Below are 23,547 nucleotides of genomic sequence, written 5' to 3' on the forward strand. Positions count from 1 at the left end.
GGGACTATGTCCAGTGGCTGTGGCTAGGACTGGGCATGTCCCGCGGTGGGCGAGGGGGGCGAGGCGGATCTCCGGCCGAGGAACACCGCGGCGCCGCCTGCCACGAGGCTCAGCACCAGCAGGACCCAGCCAGCCGCGGTGAGCCCCGATGCGAGGGCAACCTGTCCGGCGTCGAGCGCGTCGGCGGACATCATCGTGTCAATGGCGGAATTTCCCCACAACCGCACGGCCGCGAAGAGCAGCGGAATGGCCCACAGCGCCCAGCGCAGGGGCTTTCGCGCCACGTTGGTTCCGATCAGCAACAGCCAGCTGAAGCCGAAGATCAGCGGGAAGAGCGTGCCCGCCGTCTTGTGGATGTAGTTGAGCTGGCCGCGGGCGTCCCCGTCCATAGCGGTCCGCAGCTGCTCCACGTGGGCTTGGTCGAAGCCGCCGAGCAACGAGTCCGGCATGGCCAGGCCCCCGGAGAGCTGGGTGAGCTGGTTCAGGGTGAGCAGGTGGACGTACCAGAAGAGGAAGAGGCTGGCGACCACGCCGGCAATGAGGATCAGATTGCTGTTGTTCTGCGCCTTCTGCGGTGTCCGGGTGGTGCTGGGATTGATCACGGGCGGCAAACGGTGCTGGGGGACGGCAGCGTTCGCGCCGTGCTTCTTGATCCGCTGTGCGGGTGTCTTGGCCATGGCTCCATTATCGCCCGCCCCGGCTGCCGTTCGGCGCTGTGTGTTCACCGCCGACAGCCGCCGATAGGCTGGAGCCCGTGACCGAACTAGGAAAACACCGGCTTGGCCGGCACAGCACCGCCGAGCTCGACTCGAGCCTCGATGACTACCAGTTGGCGGAAGCCCTGGTGCGGGAAGCCGGCCAGCTGGCGCTCTTGATGCGCCAGGCCGGGCTGGAGGGCCAGCAGAAGACGTCCATCTCCGATGTGGTGACCGCCGCCGACCACGCCGCCGAGGCCTATGTTCTGGAACAGCTCCAGCGCTGCCGCCCCGACGATGGCATCCTCGGCGAAGAGGGCGCCTCCGTGGCCGGCCACAGCGGCCGCACTTGGGTCATTGATCCGGTGGACGGGACGTACAACTTCCTGCACGGTTCGACGTACTGGTGCTCGGCGATCGCGCTCAAGGACTCTTCCGGTGTGCTGCTGGGTGCGATCTTCCAGCCGGAGGAGGACAAGCTCTGGCTCGGTGGAACGGCCCGGAGTGCGACGCTCAACGGAGAACGCCTGACGAGTTTCCTGCCCCGGGAAGACGGCGGCACGGGCCGCGCCGACACCCCGCTGTCCGAACTCGGTGCGGCTACCTACATCCACCCCAACTGGCTTGCCGACCCGATGTGCGCCATGCCCTGGCACGCGGCTGCCACGTCCGCCGCGGCCCTGCGGATGTTCGGTTCGGGCTCCTGCGACCTCAGCCGGGTGGCCGACGGCGAACTGGGCTGCTGGTTCCAGCACAGCTGCCCGGAATGGGACTGGCTGCCGGGAAAGGCGATCGTCCTCGCGGCCGGCGGCGCGGCCGACGTCGTCCGCGTCAATGGACTCGAGTGGTTCCTCGCCGGGGGCACGACGGCGGTCCGGCAGCTCCGCGCAGCCCTCGTGTCGGGCTCCGTGCGCTAGTTCCGGGCCTCGAGAGCTCCGCGAATCCATGCCTCCGGGCGGACCTCGTTCGGGACATGCCCATTCTTGGACCCGGGATCGGACGTGCCCGGTGTCCGCACCGCGCACGAGGGGACATGCCCAGTCCTGGCCGCGAATTCCGGGGGACATGCTCATTTCTGGCCGCGAACACTGGACATGGTGGCGAAATGTCCAGTGTTCGCGGACCTGAGGGGGCATGCTCAACGCAGTCTGGAATGCCCGGCGGACATGCGCAATCCCGCGGGCCAGAACGGGACATGTCCAGTCCTGAAGACGCACCGGACATGCCCATTCCAGGGTTCCGGGAGGGGACATGCTCAATCCTCGCCTCGAGCACCGGAGGACATGCTCATTCCTTGCCGCGGGGAGTGGACATAGGGGCCATATGTCCAGTGGCCGGGGGCAGGGGAGGGCATGTCCCGAGGGGCGGACGCCGCTGTCAGTGGCACCGCCTAGACTTGTTAACACCATGGATATGTTGTTTGACCCTTACGCCGACGGACCCTTCCAAGCTGCCTCCAAGACGGCGGCAGCCACAAAATCGCCCGCCGGAACAGGCGCGGCGGCTGTGGGTTCCGCTCCCGGGTGGGGCCCAAACAGCGCTGAGGGCGGCCACGAGGGGGACCAGGACGCCTCGCGACTCCCGGGCGCGGACGAGCTCCTGCAGGGGCTGAACCCGCAGCAAGAAGAAGCGGTCAAGCACGCCGGCAGCGCCCTGCTGATCGTCGCCGGCGCGGGCTCGGGCAAGACGCGCGTGCTCAGCAACCGCATCGCCTACCTGATCGCCACGCGGCGCGCGCACCACGGCGAGATCCTGGCCATCACCTTCACCAACAAGGCTGCCGCCGAAATGCGCGAGCGGGTTGAAGCACTGGTCGGCGCCCGGGCCAAGACAATGTGGGTCTCTACCTTCCACTCGTCCTGCGTGCGGATACTGCGCCGCGAAGCCAAGAACGTCGGCCTGAACTCCAACTTCTCCATCTACGATTCGGCCGACTCCCTGCGCCTCATCAACCTGGTGGCCAAGAACCTGGACCTGGATCCGAAGCGGTTCGCCCCCAAGGCCATCCAGCACAAGATTTCGGCGCTCAAGAACGAGCTGATCGATGCCGACAGTTACTCCTCCAGCGCCAACCACAATGACCCCTTCGAGCAGGCGGTCGCCGAGGTCTTCAAGGGCTACACGCAGCGGCTGCGCCAGGCCAACGCGATGGACTTCGATGACCTGATCGCCGAGACCGTCTACATGTTCCGCGCCTTCCCGGCGCTCGCCGAGTCCTACCGGCGCCGCTTCCGGCACGTTCTCGTCGACGAATACCAGGACACCAACCACGCCCAGTACGCCCTGGTCCGCGAGATCGTCGGCGAGGGCCCCGGCGCCGCCGAGCTCACGGTCGTCGGCGATTCGGACCAGTCCATCTACGCCTTCCGCGGCGCGGACATCCGCAACATCGTGGAGTTCGAGAAGGACTACCCGGACGCCCGCACCATCAAGCTTGAACAGAACTACCGCTCCACCCAGACCATCCTCAGCGCCGCGAACTCGGTCATCTCCCGCAACCCCAACCGGCCGGAGAAGCGGCTCTGGACGGCGGAGGGCGACGGCGAAAAGATCGTCGGCTACGTCGGCGAGAACGAACACGACGAAGCCCAGTTCATCGCCAAAGAAATCGACCGGCTGCAGGACGAAGGGGACCTCCGCCCCGGCGACGTCGCCATCTTCTACCGCACCAACGCCCAGTCCCGCTCGATCGAGGACGTTCTGGTCCGCGTCGGGCTGCCGTACAAGGTGGTCGGCGGCACGCGCTTCTACGAGCGCAAGGAAATCAAGGACGCCCTCGCCTACCTGCGTGTGCTGGTGAACCCGGACGACGACGTCAACCTCCGCCGGATCCTGAACGAACCCAAGCGCGGCATCGGCGACCGTGCCGAAGGCGCCGTCGCCTCCCTCGCCCAGCGCGACCGGACCTCCTTCATGGCCGCGGCCCGCCGCGCCGACGAAGCCCCCGGGATGGCCACTCGGTCCGTCAACGCGGTGCTCGGCTTCGTGAAGCTGCTCGACGACCTCGCCGAGGTGGCCTCCGGTTCCGGGGCCGCCGCGGCCCTCGAAGCCGTGCTGGAACAGACCGGCTACCTCGCCGGGCTGCGCTCCAGCACCGACCCTCAGGACGAATCGCGGGTGGAGAACCTCGCCGAGCTCGTCGCCGTCGTCCGCGAATACGAACAGTACAACCCGGAAGGCTCACTCGGCGCCTTCCTGGAAGGCGTCTCCCTCGTGGCCGACGCCGACCAGATCCCGGACGCCCCGGCCGGGACGGCCGATGAGCTGGCCGCCGCCGTCGCCGAAGCCAAACGGCTCGGCGTCGTCACCCTCATGACGCTGCACACCGCCAAGGGCCTGGAATTCCCGGTGGTGTTCCTGACGGGCATGGAGCACGGGCTCTTCCCGCACCAGCGCTCCGCCACCGACCCGAAGGAACTGGCGGAGGAACGCCGGCTGGCCTACGTCGGCCTGACGCGTGCCCGGAAGCGGCTGTACCTGACCCGCTCCGAGGTGCGCAGCATGTGGGGCCAGAGCCAGTACAACCCCGCGAGCCAGTTCATCGAGGAAATCCCGGCCGAGCTTGTGGAGTGGAAACGCGAAGGCTCCAACCGGCAGGCGGGCAGCTGGGGGAGCGGTGCCTCGATCGGCTCCAGCCGGTACGGCGGATCGTTCTGGGGTGCCGGCACCGCCCGCGGCGCCGCGGCGGGCCCGTCCGCAGGCTTCAACGCCGACGTCCCGGCCGCCATCGCCAAGAACCGGGTCCAGCCGCAGAAGGAAATCGTCGCCGTCAGCGTCGGGGACAAGGTCAACCACACCAGCTTCGGCAACGGCACCGTCCTGGCTGTCGAGGGCGCCGGCGACAAGACGGTGGCCAAGGTGAAGTTCGGCATCGGCGAGAAGCGGCTGCTGCTGCGCTACGCGCCGCTCACAAAGATTGACGCGTGACCGGTCCCGGCGCCTGATCGGGGAGTCCGGCGCGGCCCGGCCGGCTCCAGCGCCGCGGCCAGAGCGCGCCGGGCGCCGCGCCAGGCACGGCCGCAGGCATAATGGAGCCCATGCGACGGACACTACTGGGGATCCTGGCCGCCCTCTTCCTGCTGGCGTCCACGGCGTGCACCATCACGCAGAAGGACCCGCAGTACGTCCCGCCGGCGCCCCTGGCCGTCCTGGAGCAGCTCAAGTAGGCGCCGCTGACCGACTCGGCCGCGTTTGGCGCCGGCCAGGACATCCTCAGCTTCGTCACCGCCGACCACAACGTTGTCTGTTCGCTGACCTCGGCCCGCGGTGAGAATGTCAACCTGCCCTACGAACAAAACAGCTTCGCGGACACCGCCAACACCAAGCTGGCCACCGTCCCCGTGGCGCACTGCGAGCTCGCGGCCTACCCCACACCCGCGGCCTAGGATGTCACCGACAACTGCGGCGGCACCGGCCTCGGCTTCCTGGGCGGGACCGCCCTGCTCACCCCCGCCAAGGCCGGCTACGGGGAGTGCCGTTCCGGCGTCACGGCGCAGGAAACGGAATTCGGCCCCAAGGGCAGCCGCGCCGGGCCCATCTCGCAGCTCCACGTCCTCGAAGACGGCCAGAACCTGGAACGGAACGGCCTGCGCTGCTCCGCCTACAACGGCGGTGTCGCCTGCGGAAACGTCTCCGCGGGGGTAGCATTCTTCGTCTCCCGGGACCGTTACGAACTAGTCTCGGAGGCCGGGAAGAAGCCCTCCCCGACGTCGTCCGAAGCCCCAAAAACCCCGTAATCTAGCGGTTTTTCTACACTCCATAGAATAGTGTGCTTCCTCACATAACGGGTACTCTGGAACGGGCTGGTCCCCAGAAAGGACTAGAGTTCCGAAAGGAGCATTGCGCCGTGTGGCTCGTTTCCAAGCTTGTCGCAGGGTGCGTTTATTCCGCAGCCCGGTAACCGCGAGAACGTGGGGTCCGGCTGTACAGAAACTACTTCGACGTAGAAGGACACTAAACCGTGGACCTGTTTGAATACCAGGCGCGCGATATGTTCGAGGCGCACGGTGTACCCGTGCTTGCTGGCATCGTGGCGCACACCCCTGAAGAAGCAAAGGCAGCTGCCGAGAAAATCGGCGGCGTGACTGTCGTAAAGGCGCAGGTCAAGGCCGGAGGCCGCGGCAAAGCCGGCGGCGTCAAGGTCGCCAAGACCGCTGACGAGGCGTTTGAACACTCCACCAACATCCTCGGGATGGACATCAAGGGCCACACCGTCCACCGCGTGATGATCGCCCAGGGCGCGGACATCGCCGAGGAATACTACTTCTCAGTCCTCTTGGACCGGGCCAACCGCAACTACCTGGCCATGTGCTCGGTTGAAGGCGGCATGGAAATCGAGCAGCTCGCCGTTGAGCGGCCCGACGCCCTTGCCAAGATCGCGATCGACCCGGCCGTAGGCATCGACCAGGCCAAGGCCGACGAAATCGTCGCCGCTGCGGGCTTCTCTGAGGAACTGCGCGGCAAGGTCGCCGGCGTAATCCTGAAGCTCTGGGACGTCTTCAAGAAGGAAGACGCCACCCTTGTGGAGGTCAACCCGCTGGTCCTGACCGGCGCAGGCGACATTGTTGCCCTTGACGGCAAGGTCTCGCTCGACGAGAACGCCGACTTCCGCCACCCCAAGCACGCGCACCTTGAAGACAAGGACGCTGCTGACCCGCTCGAGGCCAAGGCAAAGGCGCAGGACCTCAACTACGTCAAGCTGGACGGCGAAGTCGGCATCATCGGTAACGGTGCCGGCCTGGTCATGTCCACGCTCGACGTCGTTGCCTACGCCGGCGAGAACCACGGCAACGTCAAGCCCGCCAACTTCCTGGACATCGGCGGTGGAGCTTCCGCCGAGGTCATGGCTGCAGGCCTCGACGTCATCCTGGGCGACCCGCAGGTCAAGTCGGTCTTCGTCAACGTCTTCGGTGGCATCACCGCGTGTGACGCCGTTGCCAAGGGCATCGTCGGTGCACTGGCCGAGCTGGGCCACTCCGCGAACAAGCCGCTGGTAGTCCGCCTCGACGGCAACAACGTTGAGGAAGGCCGCCGCATCCTGGCCGAGGCCAACCACCCGCTGGTTACCCTGGCCGCCACCATGGACGAGGGCGCCGACAAGGCTGCCGAGCTCGCCAACGCAGCGAAGTAAGGCGACTCAAACATGTCTATTTATCTGAACAAGGACTCCAAGGTCATCGTCCAGGGCATCACCGGCGGCGAAGGCACCAAGCACACCGCCCTGATGCTGAAGGCCGGCACCAACATCGTTGGTGGCGTCAACGCCCGCAAGGCCGGCACCACGGTCCTGCACGGCGACAAGGAGATCACCGTCTTCGGCACCGTCAAGGAAGCCATCGCCGAGACCGGCGCTGACGTCTCCATCGTCTTCGTCCCGCCGGCCTTCACCAAGGACGCCGTCGTCGAAGCCATTGAGGCCGGCATCGGCCTCGTCGTGGTCATCACCGAAGGTGTGCCGGTCCAGGATTCCGCCGAGTTCTGGGCCCTGGCCCAGTCCAAGGTCGACGCCAACGGCAAGCAGGTCACCCGCATCATCGGGCCGAACTGCCCCGGCATCATCACCCCGGGAGAGGCCCTCGTCGGCATCACCCCGGCCAACATCACGGGCAAGGGCCCCATCGGCCTCGTCTCCAAGTCAGGCACCCTGACCTACCAGATGATGTACGAACTGCGCGACCTCGGCTTCTCCACCGCCATCGGCATCGGTGGCGACCCGGTCATCGGCACCACCCACATCGATGCCCTTGAGGCCTTCGAAGCCGACCCGGAGACCAAGGCGATCGTTATGATCGGCGAAATCGGCGGCGACGCCGAGGAGCGTGCCGCGGACTACATCAAGGCACACGTCACGAAGCCGGTTGTCGGCTACGTGGCAGGCTTCACCGCTCCGGAAGGCAAGACCATGGGCCACGCAGGCGCCATCGTCTCGGGTTCCGCGGGCACCGCACAGGCCAAGAAGGAAGCCCTCGAGGCTGCCGGTGTCAAGGTCGGCAAGACGCCGTCCGAGACCGCCAAGCTCCTGCGCGAGGTCTTCGCGACCCTCTAGGTCCGAAGCGCCACAGCACCAAAAAGTACGACGGCGGCAGGTCACCATCCCCAGGGGAGGTGGCCTGCCGCCGTCGTACTTTTTTGTTTAACAGTCCGGCTGCTACTGCCCGTCAAACTCCCGTTCGGAGTCCACGAACGGCACCTTTTCCGGGGCCACGAGCTTGAGCGCATTGCTCATGCCGTGACCTTCCCTGACTGCGGGGTGCCGGTGACGGCGCCGGCCAGGAGTTCCTCGAGCCGCTCGTACGCTTCGGACAGTCCGTCTTCCATGCCGGACTGGGCCATCCCGTCCCGGGCCTCCAGGCTTGGATAGACAGCGTGGGCCGTCAGCCGGGTCCGCCCGCCGCCGAGATCCTGGAAGGTCGCGAACTCGATGCTGACCACGTCCGGGTAGCCGTCGAATTCGAAGGTCTGGATGGCGAAGTCGTTCTCACGGACCGTGTGGAAGATCCCGCTGAAGCGGTACGCTGCGCCGTCCGGTCCGATGTGCGTGTAGAGGTAGCTGCCGCCGGTACGGAAATCGTAGTGGTCGATCTCCATCCGGAGCCCTCGCGGGCCGAGCCACTGGGCCACAAGGGCGGGTTCCTTATGGGCACGGAAGACATCTGCAACGGGGAAGTCGAACTCCCGCGCGAAATCGATGAAGGGCAGTCCCTCCGGGACAGTGACTGTCAGGGCGTTGGTCATGATGAGTCCTTTGCCTGTGTGCCGCGTGCCGCGGCGTTGGATTGGAGCACGGCGTCAAGGCTGCGGAACTGCCCCTCGCGGACCAGCCGGTACTGGTCGATCCATGCGGTGAGCGCCTCCAGCCGTGCTGGGTTCAGATGGACGGGCCGGCGCTGGGCATCACGGGTGCGCGTGACCAGGTGCGCCTGCTCGAGGACCTGGATGTGTTTCGAGACCGCCTGCTTGGTGATCGCGAAAGGTTCCGCCAGTTCGTTCACGGTGGCCGGACCCCGGCTGAGCCGGGCGATGATGCGGCGGCGGACGGGGTCGGCGAGGGCCAGGAAGGCCGAGTCGAGCATCTCGTCGTCGCGGGCTGGCAACTGGTGTCCCACCTTTCCGTCATCCGTCGCCGTCAATCTGATCAATCAACGGACAATTCATCGTAATCAACTAATCCATTGATCAATCTATTGGTTGTTCAAGGCTACGCCTGGAGGCGCGTGTCCACAATCCCCTATCTGCCCTGAGGCTCTTGTGCTATCGGAAAAATCTTTGTTAGTATGTCAGGACAAAATAGCGAGGAGCAACGAGTGCCTCTCGTGCGAATAGACGTCAACCAGGGCCGGAGCCCCGATCGGCTCCGGGTGCTCAGCCGGAGCATCCACGACGCCATCGTGGCCGAATGCGGCATTCCGGAACGGGATTATTTCCATGTGCTGACCGAGCATCCGCAGGGCCAGATCTTGGCCCAGGGTGCCGGGCTCGGATTTGAGCGGACGCCGGACGTCGTGATGATCCAGATCTTCACCCAGGCCGGACGCGGACAGGAGGCCAAGCAGTCCCTGTTCGCCGCGATCGCCGCAAACCTGGCAGCCGCCGGGATTGCCGGCGAGGACGTGTTTATCGGCTACGTCGAAAGCACCGCGGGGGACTGGTCCTTCGGTTTCGGCCGGGCCCAATATGTCACCGGCGAACTCGCCTCGCCGGGGCGCTAACCCTGGAGTGGCCGGGGGTTCTCCCCGCCATGCGTCAGGGGCGCGCGCAGCGACGTGCGCCAGGGGTGCAAACTGCCGGGAAACCCGGCCTGTGTCAAGTTGTAAATATGTCAGTACAAACCTTTGACAGTACATGGATTGTAAGGCAGAGTAGTCGATGTGGTCCGGCTCACTGCGGGGCCGCCGGAACCCACTCCGGACCACGCATGCTGACATGCTGCCGCTGTGTAAAGGTACAGAGTTCACACCAGAAAGGTCCACGATGACCGTGACCCACGAACTGCTCACGATCGGGCGCATCAGCGTTGATATCTACCCGAATGACATCGGGGTGGATCTGGAGGATGTCACGTCCTTCGGGAAGTACCTGGGCGGTTCCCCGTCCAACGTGGCTGTGGCCGCGGCCCGCCATGGCCGCCGCGCCGCCGTCATCACCCGCACCGGCGACGACGCCTTCGGCACGTACCTGCACCGCGAGCTGCGCAAGTTCAAGGTGGACGATTCCTTCGTCACCGCTGTGAAGGAATGGCCCACCGCGGTGACGTTCTGCGCGATCAAGCCGCCGGAAGACTTCCCGCTCTACTTCTACGGGCGGTTCCCCACGGCCCCGGACCTGCAGATCAAGGCTGCCGAACTCGACCTCGACGCCATCAGGAACGCCGGCATCTTCTGGTCCACCGTGACCGGCCTCTGCCAGGAACCGAGCCGCGCGGCGCACCTCGCGGCCCACGGGGCCAGGCCCCGCACCGGGCTGAAGCCTGGCCAGCACACCATCCTGGACCTCGACTACCGGCCGATGTTCTGGGCCTCCGAAGCGGAAGCCCGGGAACAGGTCGCCAAAATCCTCCCGCACGTCACCGTGGCGATCGGCAATGACAAAGAATGCGCCGTCGCCATCGGCGAAGGCACCCCGGACGAGCAGGCCGACCGGCTGCTCGCGGCCGGCGTCATAATCGCCGTCGTGAAGCTCGGCCCCGAAGGCGTGATGGCGAAAACCCGCACCGAACGGGTCGTCTCCGCCCCGGTCCCGGTCCAGACCCTCAACGGCCTCGGTGCCGGCGACTCCTTCGGCGGGGCCTTCTGCCACGGGCTGCTCTCCGGTTGGCCGCTCGCGCAGGTCCTCGACTTCGCCAACGCCGCCGGCGCCCTCGTCGCCTCCCGGTTGTCCTGTGCCGACGCCATGCCGACGCCGGACGAAGTCACCGCGCTGCTCGCCGAGCGCGGCCGCCCGGTACCGGGCACCTACGCCACCGAAGGAGCAACCCTGTGAGCCTCCATCCCGGTTCCGCCACCGCTTCAGTGCCCGCTTCAGTCAACGATGATCCGCGCCGCTACGCGCACCTGAGCGCCATCCGGCTCGAAGACCCGGACGCGATTGCCCGCGCCGCGAAGGCGCGCCGCCGCCACCCGGGCCCGAAATCCGGAATCCAGAACTTCATTGTCGCCGCCGACCACCCGGCCCGTGGCGCCCTCGCAGTCGGCGACGACCCGGTGGCGATGGCGGACCGCCGCCAGCTCCTGGACCGTCTGCAGATCGCGCTGGCCAACCCGGACGTGGACGGCATCCTCGCATCCCCGGACATCATGGATGACCTGCTGCTGCTCGGGGTGCTCGACGGCAAGCTCCTCTTCGGCTCGATGAACCGGGGCGGGCTCTCCGGCCTGGTCAACGAGCTCGACGACCGTTTCACAGGCCACACGGCCGCGGCCCTGGAAGCGCTCGGAGCCGATGGCGGCAAGATGCTCACGCGCATCTGCCTCGGCGACCCGGACACGGTGGCGACCCTCGAAGCCACCGCCAAGGCGATCGACTCCCTGGCCGAGCGCAAGCTCATCGCCATGGTGGAACCCTTCCTCTCCGTCCGGGAACACGGCAAGGTCCGCAACGACCTCTCGACCAATGCCGTGATCAAGTCGGTGGCCATCGCTGAGGGCCTCGGCTCCACCAGCGCGTACACCTGGATGAAGCTCCCGGTCGTGGCCGAGATGGAACGCGTCATGGCGGCCACCACGATGCCCACCGTGCTGCTCGGCGGAGATCCGGACAGCAGCCAGGACGACGTCTTTGCGAGCTGGGAAGCAGCCCTCGCGCTGCCCGGCGTCCAGGGACTCACCGTCGGCCGTACCCTGCTCTACCCGCAGGACGGCGACGTCGCCGGCGCTGTGGCGACTGCAGCCTCGCTGCTGAACCGGGCCGTCCCGCGCACCCTGTCCACCCGCACCGCAGAAGTATCGGAGTAACGTCCCATGGGAATTGGATCTGCATCAGGAACCCGCAGAATGACGGTCGCCCAGGCCGTCGTCGAATACCTGTCCAAGCAGTACACCGTTGACTCGATCGGCGGCCAGGACTACCGCGAGCGGCTCATCCCGGGCACCTTCGGGATCTTCGGCCACGGCAACGTTGCCGGCGTCGGCCAGGCCCTCAAGCAGTACCAGCAGCTCGATCCGACGATCATGCCGTACTACCAGGGCCGGAACGAGCAGGCCCAGGCGCACCAGGCCGCCGGCTACGCCCGCCACACCCGACGCCGGCAGACGTTCGCGATCAGCACCTCGATCGGGCCCGGCTCCTCGAACCTCCTCACCGGTGCCGCCCTGGCGACCACCAACCGGCTCCCGGTCCTGCTGCTGCCCAGCGACACTTTCGCGACCCGAGCCGCTGACCCGGTGCTGCAACAGCTCGAGCAGCCCCACGGCTACGACATCACCGTCAACGACGCCTTCCGGCCGCTGTCCAAGTTCTTTGACCGGGTCACCCGGCCCGAGCAGTTGTTCTCCGCCTTCCACCACGGGCTGCGCGTGCTGACGGATCCGGCCGAGACCGGCGCCGTCACCATCTCGCTGCCCCAGGACGTCCAGGCCGAGGCCTTCGATGTACCCGAGGAATTCCTTGCCGAGCGCGAGTGGCGGATCCGCCGCCCGGACGCCGACGACGAGGACATCCGCCGCTCCGCCGAGGCCATCCGTGCCGCCAAACGTCCGCTCATCATCGCCGGCGGCGGCGTCCTGTACGCCTACGCCAACGATGAGCTCGCCAGGTTCGTCGGGCTGACCGGCATCCCGGTCGGCAACACCCAGGCCGGCGTCGGCGTCCTGCCCTGGGACCACCCGTTCTCACTCGGTGCGATCGGCTCCACCGGCACGACGGCGGCCAACGCCATCGCCGCCGAAGCGGACCTGATCATCGGGATCGGCACGCGCTACGAGGACTTCACCACGGCGTCCCGGACCGCTTTCCAGAACCCGGACGTGCAGTTCATCAACATCAACGTCGCCGCGATCGACGCGTACAAGCACGGCACCTCCCTGCCGATCGTTGCTGATGCCCGCAAGACGCTCGTCAAGCTGAACCAGGCCCTCGGCGGCTACCGGATCGGCGCAGACCTGGAACAGCAGATCGCGGCGGAAAAGACCCGCTGGAACACCACGGTCGACGAAGCCTTCGACACCCGCTTCACCCCGCTGCCTGCCCAGAACGAGATCATCGGCGCCACGAACCGCGCCATGGACGCCCGGGACGTGGTCATCTGCGCCGCCGGGTCCCTCCCCGGTGACCTGCACAAGATGTGGCGCGTCCGGGACCCGTTCGGCTACCACGTCGAATATGCCTACTCCTGCATGGGCTACGAGATCCCCGGCGGCCTCGGCGTCAAGCGCGCAGCCCTCGCCGAAGCCGCGAGGGGCGGGGCGCAACGCGACGTCGTCGTGATGGTGGGCGACGGCTCCTACCTGATGATGCACACCGAACTCGTCACCGCCGTCGCCGAGCGGATCAAGCTGATCGTGGTCCTGATCCAGAACCACGGCTACGCCTCGATCGGCTCGCTCTCGGAGTCCCTCGGTTCGCAGCGCTTCGGCACCCAGTACCGCGCCCTGGACGAGGAACACCACAGCTTCGACGACGGCGACCGGCTCCCGGTGGACCTGGCCCTGAACGCCGAAAGCCTCGGCGTGAAGGTGATCCGGATCGAACCGGGGGAGAAGGTCATCGCCGAACTCGAACAGGCCATCCGGGACGCCAAGGCCGCGCCCGAACGCGGCGGCCCGATCGTCATCCACGTTGAATCCGATCCGCTGCTGGACGCCCCCAGCTCCGAATCATGGTGGGACGTTCCCGTCTCCCAGGTCTCCGAGCTCGACTCCACGAAACAGGCCTTCCAGACCTACACCGACCACAAGGGCCGCCAGCGCAAGCTGCTCGGCTGACCCCGGGCCCCTGACCCCGGCCAGCGAAGGCCACCAAGACTCCAACCCCCAAGGACATTCCGATGAGCACCCTCACCACCACCAAGACCATCCATCACTTCATCAACGGCGCCGAAACCGCCGGCGTTGGTGACCGCACCCAGCCTGTCTACAACCCCGCCACCGGCGCCGTCACCGCAGAGCTGCGGCTGGCCAACCGGGCGGACCTGGACGGCACCGTCGCCGCCGCCCGCGCCGCCGCCGATACCTGGGGCGACTTCTCCCTCGCCAAGCGCACCGCCGTGCTGTTCAAGTTCCGTGAGCTCGTCGCGGCCCACGTGGACGAGCTCGCCGAGCTGATCACCGCCGAGCACGGCAAGGTCCTCTCCGACGCCAAGGGCGAAATCGGCCGCGGCCTCGAGGTCATCGAATACGCCTGCGGCGTCCCGACCCTGCTCAAGGGCGACTACTCGGACCAGGTCTCCACCGGGATCGACGTCTTCTCCTTCCGCGAGCCGCTCGGCGTCGTCGCCGGCATCACCCCGTTCAACTTCCCGGTCATGGTCCCGCTGTGGATGGCCCCGATGGCAATCGCCACCGGCAACGCCTTCATCCTCAAGCCCTCCGAACGCGATCCCTCGGCTTCGATGCTGCTGGCCAAGCTGTGGAAGGACGCTGGCCTGCCCGACGGCGTCTTCCAGGTCCTGCACGGGGACAAGGATACGGTCCACGGACTCCTGACCCACCCGGACGTGGACGGCATCTCCTTCGTCGGCTCCACACCGATCGCCCAGTACGTCCACGAAACCGCCACCAAGCACGGCAAGCGCGTCCAGGCCCTCGGCGGCGCCAAGAACCACGCCATCATCCTGCCCGACGCCGATCTCGACAACGCCGCAGACCACCTCGCCGCCGCCGCCTTCGGCTCCGCCGGCGAGCGCTGCATGGCCATCTCGGTCGCCGTCGCCGTCGGAGACGCCGCCGACCTGCTGGTCAAGAAGGTCCAGGAGCGCGCCCTCGCCGTCAAGGTCAACAACGGCACCGCGCCCGACGCCGAAATGGGCCCGGTCATCACCTCGGCCTCCAAGGAGCGCATCGTCCGGATCGTCACCGAAGCCGAAGCCGCGGGAGCGGCCATGGTGGTGGACGGCCGCGACCTCGTTGTCCCGGGCCACGAGGACGGGTTCTGGGTCGGCCCCACCGTCATTGACCACGTCAAAACCGAAATGACCGCGTACAGCGAGGAAATCTTCGGCCCCGTCCTGGTCGTGGTCCGGGTCGAGGACCTGGACGCCGGCATCGCGCTGATCAACTCCAACCCCTACGGCAACGGCACCGCCATCTTCACCTCCTCCGGCGCCAACGCCCGCAAGTTCCAGCGCTCCGTCGATGTCGGCATGATCGGTATCAACGTCCCGCTGCCCGTCCCGGTGGCACACCACTCCTTCGGCGGCTGGAAGGCCTCGCTCTTCGGCGACAAGCACATCTACGGCCCGGAAGGCGTCTCCTTCTACACCCGCGGCAAGGTGGTCACGTCCCGCTGGCCCGAACCGACCCACGCCTCGGGCGCCTCCTACAACTTCCCCTCCAACTAGTCCCCACCGCCGCCCTAGCCTCGCAAGTCCCCACCGGCTCCCAGCCTTCGCAAGCTCAGGCAGGGGCCCTCGCCGGTGGGGCCCCACGGACAGGGAACCCTGGCGGCGTGGGCCCACCCGACCAACCACGATCGATTGCTCCGTAACGGCCGTTTTGAGCGTCCAAAACGGCACTTGCGGATCAATCGATGAGAAGGAATCGACATGACTGAGAACAAGCTGATCATCGGCACCGCGCCGGACTCCTGGGGCGTCTGGTTCGCGGATGACCCGAAGCAGACCCCGTGGGAGCGGTTCCTCGACGAGGTGGCCGAATCCGGCTACAAGTGGATCGAACTCGGCCCGTACGGCTACCTCCCCGACGACCCCACCCGGCTCGCCGAGGAGCTCAAGGCGCGGGGCCTGTTGGTCACTGCGGGAACGGTTTTCACGGCCTTCCACCGCGGCCTGGACCAGTGGGAGACCGCCTGGGAGCCGGCCCGCAAGGTCGCCGAACTCACGGCGGCCATGGGCGGCGAGCACATCGTGGTCATCCCGGCGATGTGGCGCGACGACGTCACCGGAGAAGCCGTGGAAAGCGGTGAGCTTACCGATAAGGCCTGGAGCGACCTGTTCGCCGGCCACAACCGGCTGGGCAAGACCCTGCTGGAGGACTTCGGCCTGAAGCAGCAGTTCCACTCGCACGCCGACTCCCACGTCGGCGCGCAGGAGGACATCGAGACCCTGCTCGCCGCCACCGACCCCAAGTACCTCAACCTCTGCCTGGACACCGGCCACGCCGAATACTGCGGGGCCTCCAGCCTCGAGCTGATCAAGAACTACCCCGACCGGATCGGCTACCTGCACCTCAAGCAGATCAACCCGGACATCCTCAAAAAGGTCAACGAGGAAAAGATGACCTGGGCCGCCGCCAACCTGGCCGGCGTCATGACCGAACCGCCGAACGGCCTGCCGGACCTGCGCGCCGTCATCGAAGCCGTCGAGGCGCTGGACCGGCCGATCTTTGGCATCGTGGAACAGGACATGTACCCCGTCGCCTTCGACGTCCCGATGCCGATTGCCAAGCGGACCCGCAACTACCTGCTCTCCTGCGGCTCCCGCACCGCCGTCAACTAGAACCAAAGGACAAGAAACCATGACCAAGACACTCCGCGTAGCTGTCATCGGCGCCGGCCGTATGGGCGCAGACCACATCCAGCGGCTCAACACCCGCATCCACGGCGCGGAGGTTGCCGCCGTCGTCGACGTCGACCTCGCCCGTGCCCAGGCAGCCATCGAAGGCATCCCGGGCGCCGTGGCCCTGGCCGACACCGAGGAGGCGCTCAACAACGGCGACGTCAACGCCGTACTGATCGCCACCCCCGGCTTCCTGCATGAGGACATCCTGCTCAAGGCGATCGCCAAGGACATCCCGATCCTGTGCGAGAAGCCGCTCACCCCGGACGCCGCCTCCGCCTGGAAGATCGTCCAGGCCGAGGAACAGCTTGGGCACCAGCGCATCCAAGTTGGTTTCATGCGCCGCTTCGACGCGGAATACGCCGCGCTTGGCAAGATCATCCAGGACTCCGAACTCGGCGAACTGCTCATGCTGCACCACCAGCACCGGAACCCCACCACCCCGGCGGGCTTCACCAACGAGATGCTGATCAACGACTCCGTGGTGCACGAATTCGACGCCATCCGCTTCTTCACCGGCGGGGAGATCACGTCTGTCCAGGTCCGTCTCGGCAAGGCCACGAAGAACGCCCCGGCCGGCCAGCATGACCCGCAGCACGTCCTGATCGAAACCGAATCCGGAGTCCTGGCCGACGTCGAGATCTACGTCAACGCAAAGTTCGGCTACGAGGTGGCTACCCAGGCCTCCTTCGAGGACGGCATCGTCAGCATCGGTGGCGACCAGGGCCCGTACACCCGCGCTGCCGGCCGCTGGGGTGGAAACGTCACCCCCGGCTTCGAGGAACGCTTCGGCGCCGCGTACGACGTCGAAATCCAGTCCTGGGTGGACGCCGCCCTCCGCGACGAAATCGGCGGTCCGACGGCCTGGGACGGCTACGCCACCGCCGCCTGCTGCGAGGCCGGCGTCGAGGCGCAGAAGAACGGCGAAAAGGTCGCCGTCAAGCTGAACGCCAAGCCTGACCTCTACCGCTAGGAAGAACGCGAAGGGGGCCGCAGCCACCTTCGCGTTCTTTCCGGTCCCCTGCACAACCTGACTGACCCGCAATGGAGTGTTCCACGTGAAAATCGCACTTGATCCAACGCCGTTCCACCACTCGCACAGCCTGCTTGAATTTCCCCGGGTGGCGGCGGACCTGCGCTACAAGTGCATGCAGATGACCCCGCACGCCGATCTCATCCCTTTCTACAACCACCCGAAGGCCGACGACGAACTGGTGGGCCAGCTCAACAAGGGCTGCAAGGACGCCGGGATCGAGATCGCCTCGGTCCTGCCCGTGCTCCGCTGGTCCGGGCCGGACGAGGGTGCCCGCGAAGCGGCCGTCCGCTACTGGAATCGTGCCATCCAGATCACCGCCGCCGAAGTCTCCCGCTACCAGCTGGACACGATGAACAACTACATCGCTAAAGCACGGTAGCGGCCGCCCTATGAAGCAAACGGAAAACACGCTCACCAGTCCTTCCGCCCAGTCCGCAGCCGGTCCTGCCCGCACGGCCGGTGCTCCCGCGAATCCCAAGGGATTCATGCGGCGGGTTGCCCTGTTCTCAACCTTCGGCGGCCTGCTCTTCGGCTACGACACGGGAGTTATCAACGGCGCCCTGCCGTTCATGCAGCGCGACCTGGGGCTGAACCCGCTGACTGAAGGCCTGGTCACCTCGACCCTGCTGTTCGGCGCGGCCTTCGGCGCCATCACCGCCGGCCGGTTGTCCGACCGCTTCGGCCGCCGCAAGACCATCATGGCGCTGGCCCTCATCTTCGCCGTCGCCACCATCGCCTGCTCCCTCGCCCCCACGACGGAGCTGCTGGTGGCGGCCCGGACCGTCCTTGGGCTGGCGGTGGGCGGGGCATCGGTGATTGTGCCCGTGTACCTTGCGGAGATGTCCCCGGCAGCCCAGCGTGGGCGGATCGTCACGCAGAACGAGCTCATGATCGTCACGGGCCAGTTCCTGGCGTTCACGTTCAACGCCGTCCTGGGCAACGCCTTCCCGGAGGCGTCCCATGTGTGGCGCTGGATGCTGGTCATCGCGACACTTCCGGCAGTCGTGCTCTGGTTCGGAATGCTGGTCCTGCCCGAAAGTCCCCGCTGGCTGGCGGCGGCCGGGCGGTTCGGTGAGGTCCTCGAAGTGCTGCGCAAGACCCGCGCATCGGCCGATGTCTCGACGGAATTCGATGAAGTGCGGCAGGCGGCCCGGGAAGACTACCAATCCAAGCTCGGCACCGTGCGGGACCTCACCGTGCCCTGGATCCGCAGGATCTTTGTGGTGGGACTGGGCATGGCGGTCATCAACCAGATCAGCGGCGTCAACGCCATCATGTACTACGGCACCTCGATCCTCTCCAGCTCCGGCTTCGGGGACCAGGGCGCGCTGCTCGCCAACGTCGTCAACGGCGTCACCTCCGTGGCCGCCGTCATCGTCGGCATGTCCCTGATGACCCGGGTGCGCCGGAAGTCCATGCTGACCGTCGGCCTGGTCGGCACGGCATCCTCGCTGCTGGCCATCGGCCTGATTTCGATGCTGATCCCGGAAAGCATGCTCCGGGGCTACCTCGTGCTGCTGTTTATGGTGACTTTCCTGGCGTCCATGCAGTCCTGCATCGGCACGGTCACGTGGCTGACGATGTCCGAAATCTTCCCGCTGCACGTTCGCGGGATCGGCATGGGCATCTGCGTGTTCGTGCTGTGGATGATCAACTTCCTGATCGGATTCTTCTTCCCGCAGATGGTCGCCTGGATCGGCGTTTCCACGACGTTCTTCATCTTCGTCGCCCTGCAGCTGGCAGCGATCGTCTGGGTGAAACGAGTGGTCCCGGAAACCAAGGACAAGAGCCTTGAAGACCTGGAGCACTACTTCAAGAACCTGGCCGCCAAGGAACCTGTCACTGCCTAGACCTGCAAGCGCCCGCCCCCGGCACCACCCAACTAGCTCTGTTGCGAGTTAGTTGGGCCGACCCCGGGCGGGGTTTTGTGTGTCCGGGGCGCCAGGGCTGTGCCTAGACGGCGGCATGCAGGGTAGGGAGGGCGTCGACCAGTGCCGCCAGTTCCGGCACCTCCTGCGCCTCGGCCAGCGCACGCTCCAGCGTGGCGTCGTGGCTCGGCCGGGCTTCTTCCAGCAGCTGGATGCCGCTCTGCGTGAGCTCCGTGTAAATCCCGCGGCGGTCGTCGGCACACAGGATCCGGGTGAGCAGGCCCCGGTCCTCGAGGCGGTTGACCAGGCGGGTGGTGGCGCTGGCGCTCAACGCGGTGGCGCGGGCCAGCTGCTGCATCCGCATGTGCCAGCCGTCCTGGCGGCTCAGCGCATCCAGCACGGTGTACTCCACGACGGACAGCTGCGCCACGGACTGCAGCGAGCGCTCCAGCTCCGCCTCGATCAGCCCGTGCAAGGCCGCCAGGGTCCGCCAGCCTTGCGCCCGGACCTCGACGGCGTCGTCCTTGATGCCCATCAGTTCTTCCCTTCAGATCAGCCTGACCGCCCCGGAAACCCCGGAACCCAGCAGCCCATAAATTAGTTGCTTGCGCGGCATAGTTGCTTGTGCAACAATAAATAACGCGTCTGCAACTAATAGCTTACGCTTCGCTTTTCTTTCCGTACAGTTTTTGAAGGAGCTCCTCAATGCCTATTGGCCTGATAGCGCTCGCCCTCGGCGGGTTCGGGATCGGACTCACCGAGTTCGTCATCATGGGCCTGCTGCCCGAAGTGGCCGCGGACTTCCAGGTCAGCGAGGCGACGGCCGGCTGGCTCATCTCCGGCTACGCCCTCGCCGTCGTTGTGGGGGCCCTGCTCCTGACCGCCGCCGTGACCCGGTTCGAGCGCAAGCCGGTGCTGGCCGTGCTGATGGTGCTGTTCATTGCCGGCAACCTCGTCTCCGCCATCGCGCCGGACTATTTGCTGATGATGGTCGGCCGCATCATCGCGGCGCTGGCGCACGGCGCCTTCTTCGGCATCGGTGCCGTGGTTGCCGCCAGTATGGTCGCACCCACCAAAAAGGCCGGCGCGATCGCCATCATGTTCACCGGTCTGACGGCGGCCAACGTCCTCGGCGTCCCCTTCGGCACCATGCTGGGCCAGGCGGCAGGCTGGCGGTCCACCTTCTGGGCGATCACGGGAATCGGCGTCCTCGCGCTCGTGGGCATCCTGGCCCTGGTCCCCAAAACCGGGTCCGGCGACGCTGCCTCGGGCGGCTTGCGCGGGGAACTCCGCGCCTTCCGGTCCGGCCAGGTCTGGCTCTCCATCCTCGTCACCATCCTCGGCTACGGCGGCATGTTCGGTGCCTTCACCTACATCGCTTTCACCCTTACGGAGGTCACCGGATTCTCCGCCGCCACCGTGCCGTGGCTGCTCATCCTGTTCGGCGTGGGTCTCTTCATCGGCAACACCGTGGGCGGCAAGGCGGCTGACCGGAACGTGGACCGCACGCTCCTCGTGGCCCTGTCGGCGCTGGTGGTCGTCCTCGTGGTCTTCGCCCTCACTGCCGGCAACCAGCCCATGACCATCGCCTCCATGGTGCTGCTGGGCGGCTTCGGCTTCGCCACGGTCCCCGGACTGCAGATGCGGGTCATGAGGTACGCCACGACTGCACCCACCCTGGCGTCCGGCGCCAACATCGGCGCCTTCAATGTGGGCAACGCCCTCGGCGCATGGATGGGCGGTGCGACCATCACCGCCGGCCTCGGCTACACCTCGCCCATCTGGGCGGGCGCCGGAATCACCCTGCTGGGCCTGGCGGTCATGGTGTTCGCGGCAGCTGCCGCGAAGCGTCACGACACCGGACGGGGCAATGCAACCGGGGTTGCCCGCGAGCCGGAAAGTGTGGAACTCCAGCGGGCGTAGCGGCCTCCACCGCAAAGAACAACGACGACGGCGGCCAGAGGCTGCCGTCGTCGTTTTGGCGTTTCCGGATGCCGCGGAAGGGCCCGCAAGCGGGCGGTTCTTTACGCCTGATTCCGGTCAAGTTACGTGATTACATCCTAATGTCAGGACAAACTATTGACATGAGTGAGCTAAGTCACCATGATCGAGGTAGGCAATATTCCGGTAGCTGCAAGGTAGCAGCCCGGAGCTGAAATCAAAGGAGATTCACGGTGGCTAAATTTTCCTGGCGCAAGGCGACCCTGGTAGCTGCGGTTGTGCCGATGCTGGCATTGAGTGCGTGTTCAAGTACCGGAGGAAAGCCCGCAGACTCCGGCAATGCGGCCGGCGGCGGACAGGTCGCCACGACGGAACGGATTAAGATCGCCCTGATCACCCACGCCGCGGCAGGGGATACATTCTGGGATATCATCCGCAAGGGCGCCGAGGAGGCGTCGGCGAAGGACAACGTGGAACTCCTCTACACGTCCGATCCCGAAGCCGGACGCCAGGCCCAGCTCATCCAGCAGGCCATCGACCAGAAGGTGGACGGCATCGCTGTCACCCTCGCCAAGCCCGAAGCCCTCAAAGACGTCCTGAAGAAGGCCACCGACGCCGGCATCCCGGTTGTGAGCCTCAACGCCGGCGAGGATGTCTCGGCGCAGCTGGGGGCGTTCACCCACTTCGGCTCGAATGAAAAACTCGCCGGTGAGGCAGTCGGCACCAGGCTCGCCGCGGAGAACTTGAAGCACCCGGTCTGCGTGATCCAGGAACAGGGCCACGTCGGCCTTGAAGCCCGTTGCGCCGGCGTCAAGGCCAAGGTGCCTGGAACGGAGATCCTTTACGTCGACGGTAAGGACATGACCTCCGTCCAGTCCACCGCGACAGCCAAGCTCCAGGCTTCAAAGGACGCCGACGTCATCGTTGGCCTCGGTGCCCCCTTCACCCTCACTCTCCTCAAATCGGTCACGGACGCTGGCAGCGCCGCCAAGGTCGCAAGCTTCGACCTGAACGCGGACCTGGCCCAGAAGATCGTGGATGGCGCAGTTCTGTTCACCGTGGACCAGCAGCCGTGGCTGCAGGGCTACATGTCAGTCGACGCAATCTGGCAGAACAAGCGCGGCGGCTTTAACATCGGCGGCGGCCAGTCGGTCCTCACCGGCCCGAGCATCGTCGACAAGTCAACTGCTGCTGATGTCCTGAAGTTTGCCCAGCAGGGTATCCGCTAACAGCCCGCTGGCCGGGCCTGCTCACGCCGGCCCGGCAGCAAGGAGAATCATCATGACCATCACCCAGACCAAGACAACGTCAGCGGCGCCCGATGAGCGCGTCGCCAAGCGCAGTCCGTTCCAGAAACTTCTCGGACGTCCCGAAGTCGGTGCCCTGGTGGGCGCCATCGTCCTCTTCATCTTCTTCGCGTTGGTTTCCCCGACCTTTACCCAGCCCAATGCCTTCGCGACCGTGCTGTACGGCAGTTCGACGATCGGGATCATGGCGGTGGGTGTCTCCTTGCTGATGATCGGCGGGGAGTTCGACCTTTCCACCGGCGTCGCCGTGATCAGCTCGGCGCTGACGGCGTCGATGTTCAGCTGGTACTTCACTACGAATGTCTGGGTCGGCGTCGGCCTGGCCCTGGTGGTCTCCTTGTCCATCGGCTTCATCAACGGCTGGATCCTGATGAAGACCAAGTTGCCCAGCTTCATCGTCACCCTGGCCACCTTCCTGATGCTGACCGGCCTAAACCTGGGCCTGACCCGCCTGATCGGCGGCTCCGTGTCGTCCCCCTCCATCGCCAACATGGACGGGTTCGCCTCGGCCCGGGCGGTGTTCGCGTCCTCCGTGAACATCGGCGGCGTCGAGGTCAAAATCACGGTGTTCATCTGGTTCGCTCTCGTCGCCGTGGCCACCTGGGTGCTCATGCGGACCAAGGTGGGCAACTGGATCTTCGCCGTCGGCGGGGACGCGAACGCGGCCCGCGCCGTGGGTGTTCCGGTCAAGGCCACGAAGATCGGGCTGTTCATGGCCGTCGGCTTCTGTGCCTGGATCCTGGGCATGCACAACCTCTTCGCCTTCGACACCGTGCAGTCCGGTGAGGGTGTGGGCAACGAGTTCCTGTACATCATCGCCGCGGTGATCGGCGGCTGCCTGCTGACCGGCGGCTACGGTTCGGCAATCGGCGGCGCAATCGGCGCGTTTATCTTCGGCATGGCCAACAAGGGCATCGTCTATGCGCAGTGGAACCCGGACTGGTTCAAGTTCTTCCTGGGCCTGATGCTGCTGCTGGCCACCATTGTCAACCTCATCGTCAAGCGCCGCGCGGAACTCAAGTAGAAGGGGCCG

At 66.4% G+C, this 23,547-nt stretch carries 19 protein-coding genes and 2 pseudogenes; 17 read left to right on the forward strand and 4 right to left on the reverse strand.

The genetic code is table 11. From position 1 onward, the window contains the following. Positions 1–23: 23 nt before the first annotated feature. Positions 24–677, reverse strand: a complete 654-nt coding sequence (locus ABIB51_RS09345; protein WP_354187666.1) for a hypothetical protein — start codon at positions 675–677, stop codon at positions 24–26. A 77-nt stretch (positions 678–754) separates the two neighbouring features. Here ABIB51_RS09345 and ABIB51_RS09350 point away from each other — a divergent pair, with 77 nt between their 5' ends. The 5 genes and pseudogenes from ABIB51_RS09350 to sucD all read left to right on the forward strand — a co-directional run bounded on the left by ABIB51_RS09350 (position 755) and on the right by sucD (position 7,740). Next, positions 755–1,612, forward strand: a complete 858-nt coding sequence (locus ABIB51_RS09350) for an inositol monophosphatase family protein (protein WP_354187667.1) — start codon at positions 755–757, stop codon at positions 1,610–1,612. Positions 1,613–2,102: 490 nt separating this feature from the next. Continuing rightward, the gene (gene pcrA / locus ABIB51_RS09355; protein WP_354187668.1) at positions 2,103–4,622 is read left to right on the forward strand and encodes a DNA helicase PcrA; all 2,520 of its coding nucleotides are present in this window, start codon (positions 2,103–2,105) and stop codon (positions 4,620–4,622) included. Between the two features lie 101 nt (positions 4,623–4,723). Beyond that, positions 4,724–5,431: pseudogene (locus ABIB51_RS09360) on the forward strand (hypothetical protein). A 224-nt stretch (positions 5,432–5,655) separates the two neighbouring features. Then, positions 5,656–6,825 (forward strand): ADP-forming succinate--CoA ligase subunit beta, encoded by a 1,170-nt coding sequence (gene sucC, locus ABIB51_RS09365; RefSeq protein WP_354187669.1) that lies wholly within the window; start codon positions 5,656–5,658, stop codon positions 6,823–6,825. A gap of 12 nt (positions 6,826–6,837) precedes the next feature. Then, positions 6,838–7,740, forward strand: a complete 903-nt coding sequence (gene sucD, locus ABIB51_RS09370; RefSeq protein WP_354187670.1) for a succinate--CoA ligase subunit alpha — start codon at positions 6,838–6,840, stop codon at positions 7,738–7,740. Positions 7,741–7,916: 176 nt separating this feature from the next. On the opposite strand, the gene ABIB51_RS09375 is transcribed toward sucD, so the two are convergent. Both ABIB51_RS09375 and ABIB51_RS09380 read right to left on the reverse strand, forming a co-directional pair. Continuing rightward, positions 7,917–8,429: an SRPBCC family protein gene (locus ABIB51_RS09375; RefSeq protein ID WP_354187671.1), complete on the reverse strand. Its 513-nt coding sequence runs from the start codon at positions 8,427–8,429 to the stop codon at positions 7,917–7,919. Next, positions 8,426–8,767, reverse strand: coding sequence for an ArsR/SmtB family transcription factor (locus ABIB51_RS09380; protein WP_354187738.1), 342 nt, complete (start codon positions 8,765–8,767; stop codon positions 8,426–8,428). Before ABIB51_RS09380 ends, ABIB51_RS09375 begins: the two co-directional genes overlap by 4 nt. A 231-nt stretch (positions 8,768–8,998) precedes the next feature. On the opposite strand from ABIB51_RS09380, the gene ABIB51_RS09385 reads away from it, so the two are divergent. The 9 genes and pseudogenes from ABIB51_RS09385 (at position 8,999) to ABIB51_RS09425 (ending at position 19,248) form a co-directional block, all read left to right on the forward strand. After that, the gene (locus ABIB51_RS09385; protein ID WP_354187672.1) at positions 8,999–9,403 is read left to right on the forward strand and encodes a tautomerase family protein; all 405 of its coding nucleotides are present in this window, start codon (positions 8,999–9,001) and stop codon (positions 9,401–9,403) included. 268 nt (positions 9,404–9,671) lie between these two features. Continuing rightward, the gene (iolC, locus tag ABIB51_RS09390) at positions 9,672–10,673 is read left to right on the forward strand and encodes a 5-dehydro-2-deoxygluconokinase (RefSeq protein ID WP_354187739.1); all 1,002 of its coding nucleotides are present in this window, start codon (positions 9,672–9,674) and stop codon (positions 10,671–10,673) included. Then, the gene (locus tag ABIB51_RS09395) at positions 10,670–11,644 is read left to right on the forward strand and encodes a Cgl0159 family (beta/alpha)8-fold protein (RefSeq protein ID WP_354187673.1); all 975 of its coding nucleotides are present in this window, start codon (positions 10,670–10,672) and stop codon (positions 11,642–11,644) included. Before iolC ends, ABIB51_RS09395 begins: the two co-directional genes overlap by 4 nt. Positions 11,645–11,683: 39 nt before the next feature. Then, entirely contained in the window at positions 11,684–13,612 is a 1,929-nt protein-coding gene (gene iolD / locus ABIB51_RS09400; RefSeq protein ID WP_354187674.1) for a 3D-(3,5/4)-trihydroxycyclohexane-1,2-dione acylhydrolase (decyclizing), read from the forward strand. Between the two features lie 62 nt (positions 13,613–13,674). Continuing rightward, positions 13,675–15,186: a CoA-acylating methylmalonate-semialdehyde dehydrogenase gene (locus tag ABIB51_RS09405; RefSeq protein WP_354187675.1), complete on the forward strand. Its 1,512-nt coding sequence runs from the start codon at positions 13,675–13,677 to the stop codon at positions 15,184–15,186. Positions 15,187–15,390: 204 nt separating this feature from the next. Then, a complete protein-coding gene (locus ABIB51_RS09410) occupies positions 15,391–16,302 on the forward strand; it encodes a sugar phosphate isomerase/epimerase family protein (RefSeq protein ID WP_354187676.1) in 912 nt (303 codons plus the stop codon). Positions 16,303–16,321: 19 nt separating this feature from the next. Beyond that, positions 16,322–17,335, forward strand: a complete 1,014-nt coding sequence (locus ABIB51_RS09415; RefSeq protein ID WP_354187677.1) for a Gfo/Idh/MocA family protein — start codon at positions 16,322–16,324, stop codon at positions 17,333–17,335. Positions 17,336–17,420: 85 nt separating this feature from the next. Beyond that, positions 17,421–17,711 (forward strand): annotated as a pseudogene (locus ABIB51_RS09420) (sugar phosphate isomerase/epimerase); the annotation flags it as partial. 76 nt (positions 17,712–17,787) lie between these two features. Next, on the forward strand, positions 17,788–19,248 hold the full coding sequence (locus ABIB51_RS09425) for a sugar porter family MFS transporter (RefSeq protein ID WP_354187678.1): 1,461 nt from the start codon (positions 17,788–17,790) through the stop codon (positions 19,246–19,248). Positions 19,249–19,351: 103 nt separating this feature from the next. Here ABIB51_RS09425 and ABIB51_RS09430 read toward each other — a convergent pair whose 3' ends face one another. Beyond that, the gene (locus ABIB51_RS09430) at positions 19,352–19,801 is read right to left on the reverse strand and encodes a MarR family winged helix-turn-helix transcriptional regulator (protein WP_354187679.1); all 450 of its coding nucleotides are present in this window, start codon (positions 19,799–19,801) and stop codon (positions 19,352–19,354) included. 170 nt (positions 19,802–19,971) lie between these two features. Between ABIB51_RS09430 and ABIB51_RS09435 the strand changes: the two genes are divergently transcribed. The 3 genes from ABIB51_RS09435 to ABIB51_RS09445 all read left to right on the forward strand — a co-directional run bounded on the left by ABIB51_RS09435 (position 19,972) and on the right by ABIB51_RS09445 (position 23,538). Continuing rightward, positions 19,972–21,189 carry an MFS transporter gene (locus tag ABIB51_RS09435; RefSeq protein ID WP_354187680.1) on the forward strand — a complete coding sequence of 406 codons (1,218 nt, stop codon included), beginning with the start codon at positions 19,972–19,974 and terminating at the stop codon, positions 21,187–21,189. Positions 21,190–21,440: 251 nt separating this feature from the next. Continuing rightward, the gene (locus tag ABIB51_RS09440) at positions 21,441–22,436 is read left to right on the forward strand and encodes a substrate-binding domain-containing protein (protein ID WP_354187681.1); all 996 of its coding nucleotides are present in this window, start codon (positions 21,441–21,443) and stop codon (positions 22,434–22,436) included. 52 nt (positions 22,437–22,488) lie between these two features. Beyond that, positions 22,489–23,538 carry an ABC transporter permease gene (locus ABIB51_RS09445; protein WP_354187682.1) on the forward strand — a complete coding sequence of 350 codons (1,050 nt, stop codon included), beginning with the start codon at positions 22,489–22,491 and terminating at the stop codon, positions 23,536–23,538. The last annotated feature ends 9 nt before the right edge of the window (positions 23,539–23,547 follow it).

Source organism: Arthrobacter sp. UYCu712, from assembly GCF_040547005.1.
Lineage (GTDB): Bacteria > Actinomycetota > Actinomycetes > Actinomycetales > Micrococcaceae > Arthrobacter.

Bases quoted from the DNA above. Each gene is read 5' to 3' on its own strand.
- ABIB51_RS09345 (WP_354187666.1), bottom strand. From the start codon at position 677: ATGGCCAAGACACCCGCACAGCGGATCAAGAAGCACGGCGCGAACGCT.
- pcrA (WP_354187668.1), top strand. From the start codon at position 2,103: ATGGATATGTTGTTTGACCCTTACGCCGACGGACCCTTCCAAGCTGCC.
- sucD (WP_354187670.1), top strand. From the start codon at position 6,838: ATGTCTATTTATCTGAACAAGGACTCCAAGGTCATCGTCCAGGGCATC.
- ABIB51_RS09375 (WP_354187671.1), bottom strand. From the start codon at position 8,429: ATGACCAACGCCCTGACAGTCACTGTCCCGGAGGGACTGCCCTTCATC.
- ABIB51_RS09380 (WP_354187738.1), bottom strand. From the start codon at position 8,767: ATGCTCGACTCGGCCTTCCTGGCCCTCGCCGACCCCGTCCGCCGCCGC.
- iolD (WP_354187674.1), top strand. From the start codon at position 11,684: ATGACGGTCGCCCAGGCCGTCGTCGAATACCTGTCCAAGCAGTACACC.
- ABIB51_RS09405 (WP_354187675.1), top strand. From the start codon at position 13,675: ATGAGCACCCTCACCACCACCAAGACCATCCATCACTTCATCAACGGC.
- ABIB51_RS09410 (WP_354187676.1), top strand. From the start codon at position 15,391: ATGACTGAGAACAAGCTGATCATCGGCACCGCGCCGGACTCCTGGGGC.
- ABIB51_RS09415 (WP_354187677.1), top strand. From the start codon at position 16,322: ATGACCAAGACACTCCGCGTAGCTGTCATCGGCGCCGGCCGTATGGGC.
- ABIB51_RS09425 (WP_354187678.1), top strand. From the start codon at position 17,788: ATGAAGCAAACGGAAAACACGCTCACCAGTCCTTCCGCCCAGTCCGCA.
- ABIB51_RS09430 (WP_354187679.1), bottom strand. From the start codon at position 19,801: ATGGGCATCAAGGACGACGCCGTCGAGGTCCGGGCGCAAGGCTGGCGG.
- ABIB51_RS09435 (WP_354187680.1), top strand. From the start codon at position 19,972: ATGCCTATTGGCCTGATAGCGCTCGCCCTCGGCGGGTTCGGGATCGGA.
- ABIB51_RS09445 (WP_354187682.1), top strand. From the start codon at position 22,489: ATGACCATCACCCAGACCAAGACAACGTCAGCGGCGCCCGATGAGCGC.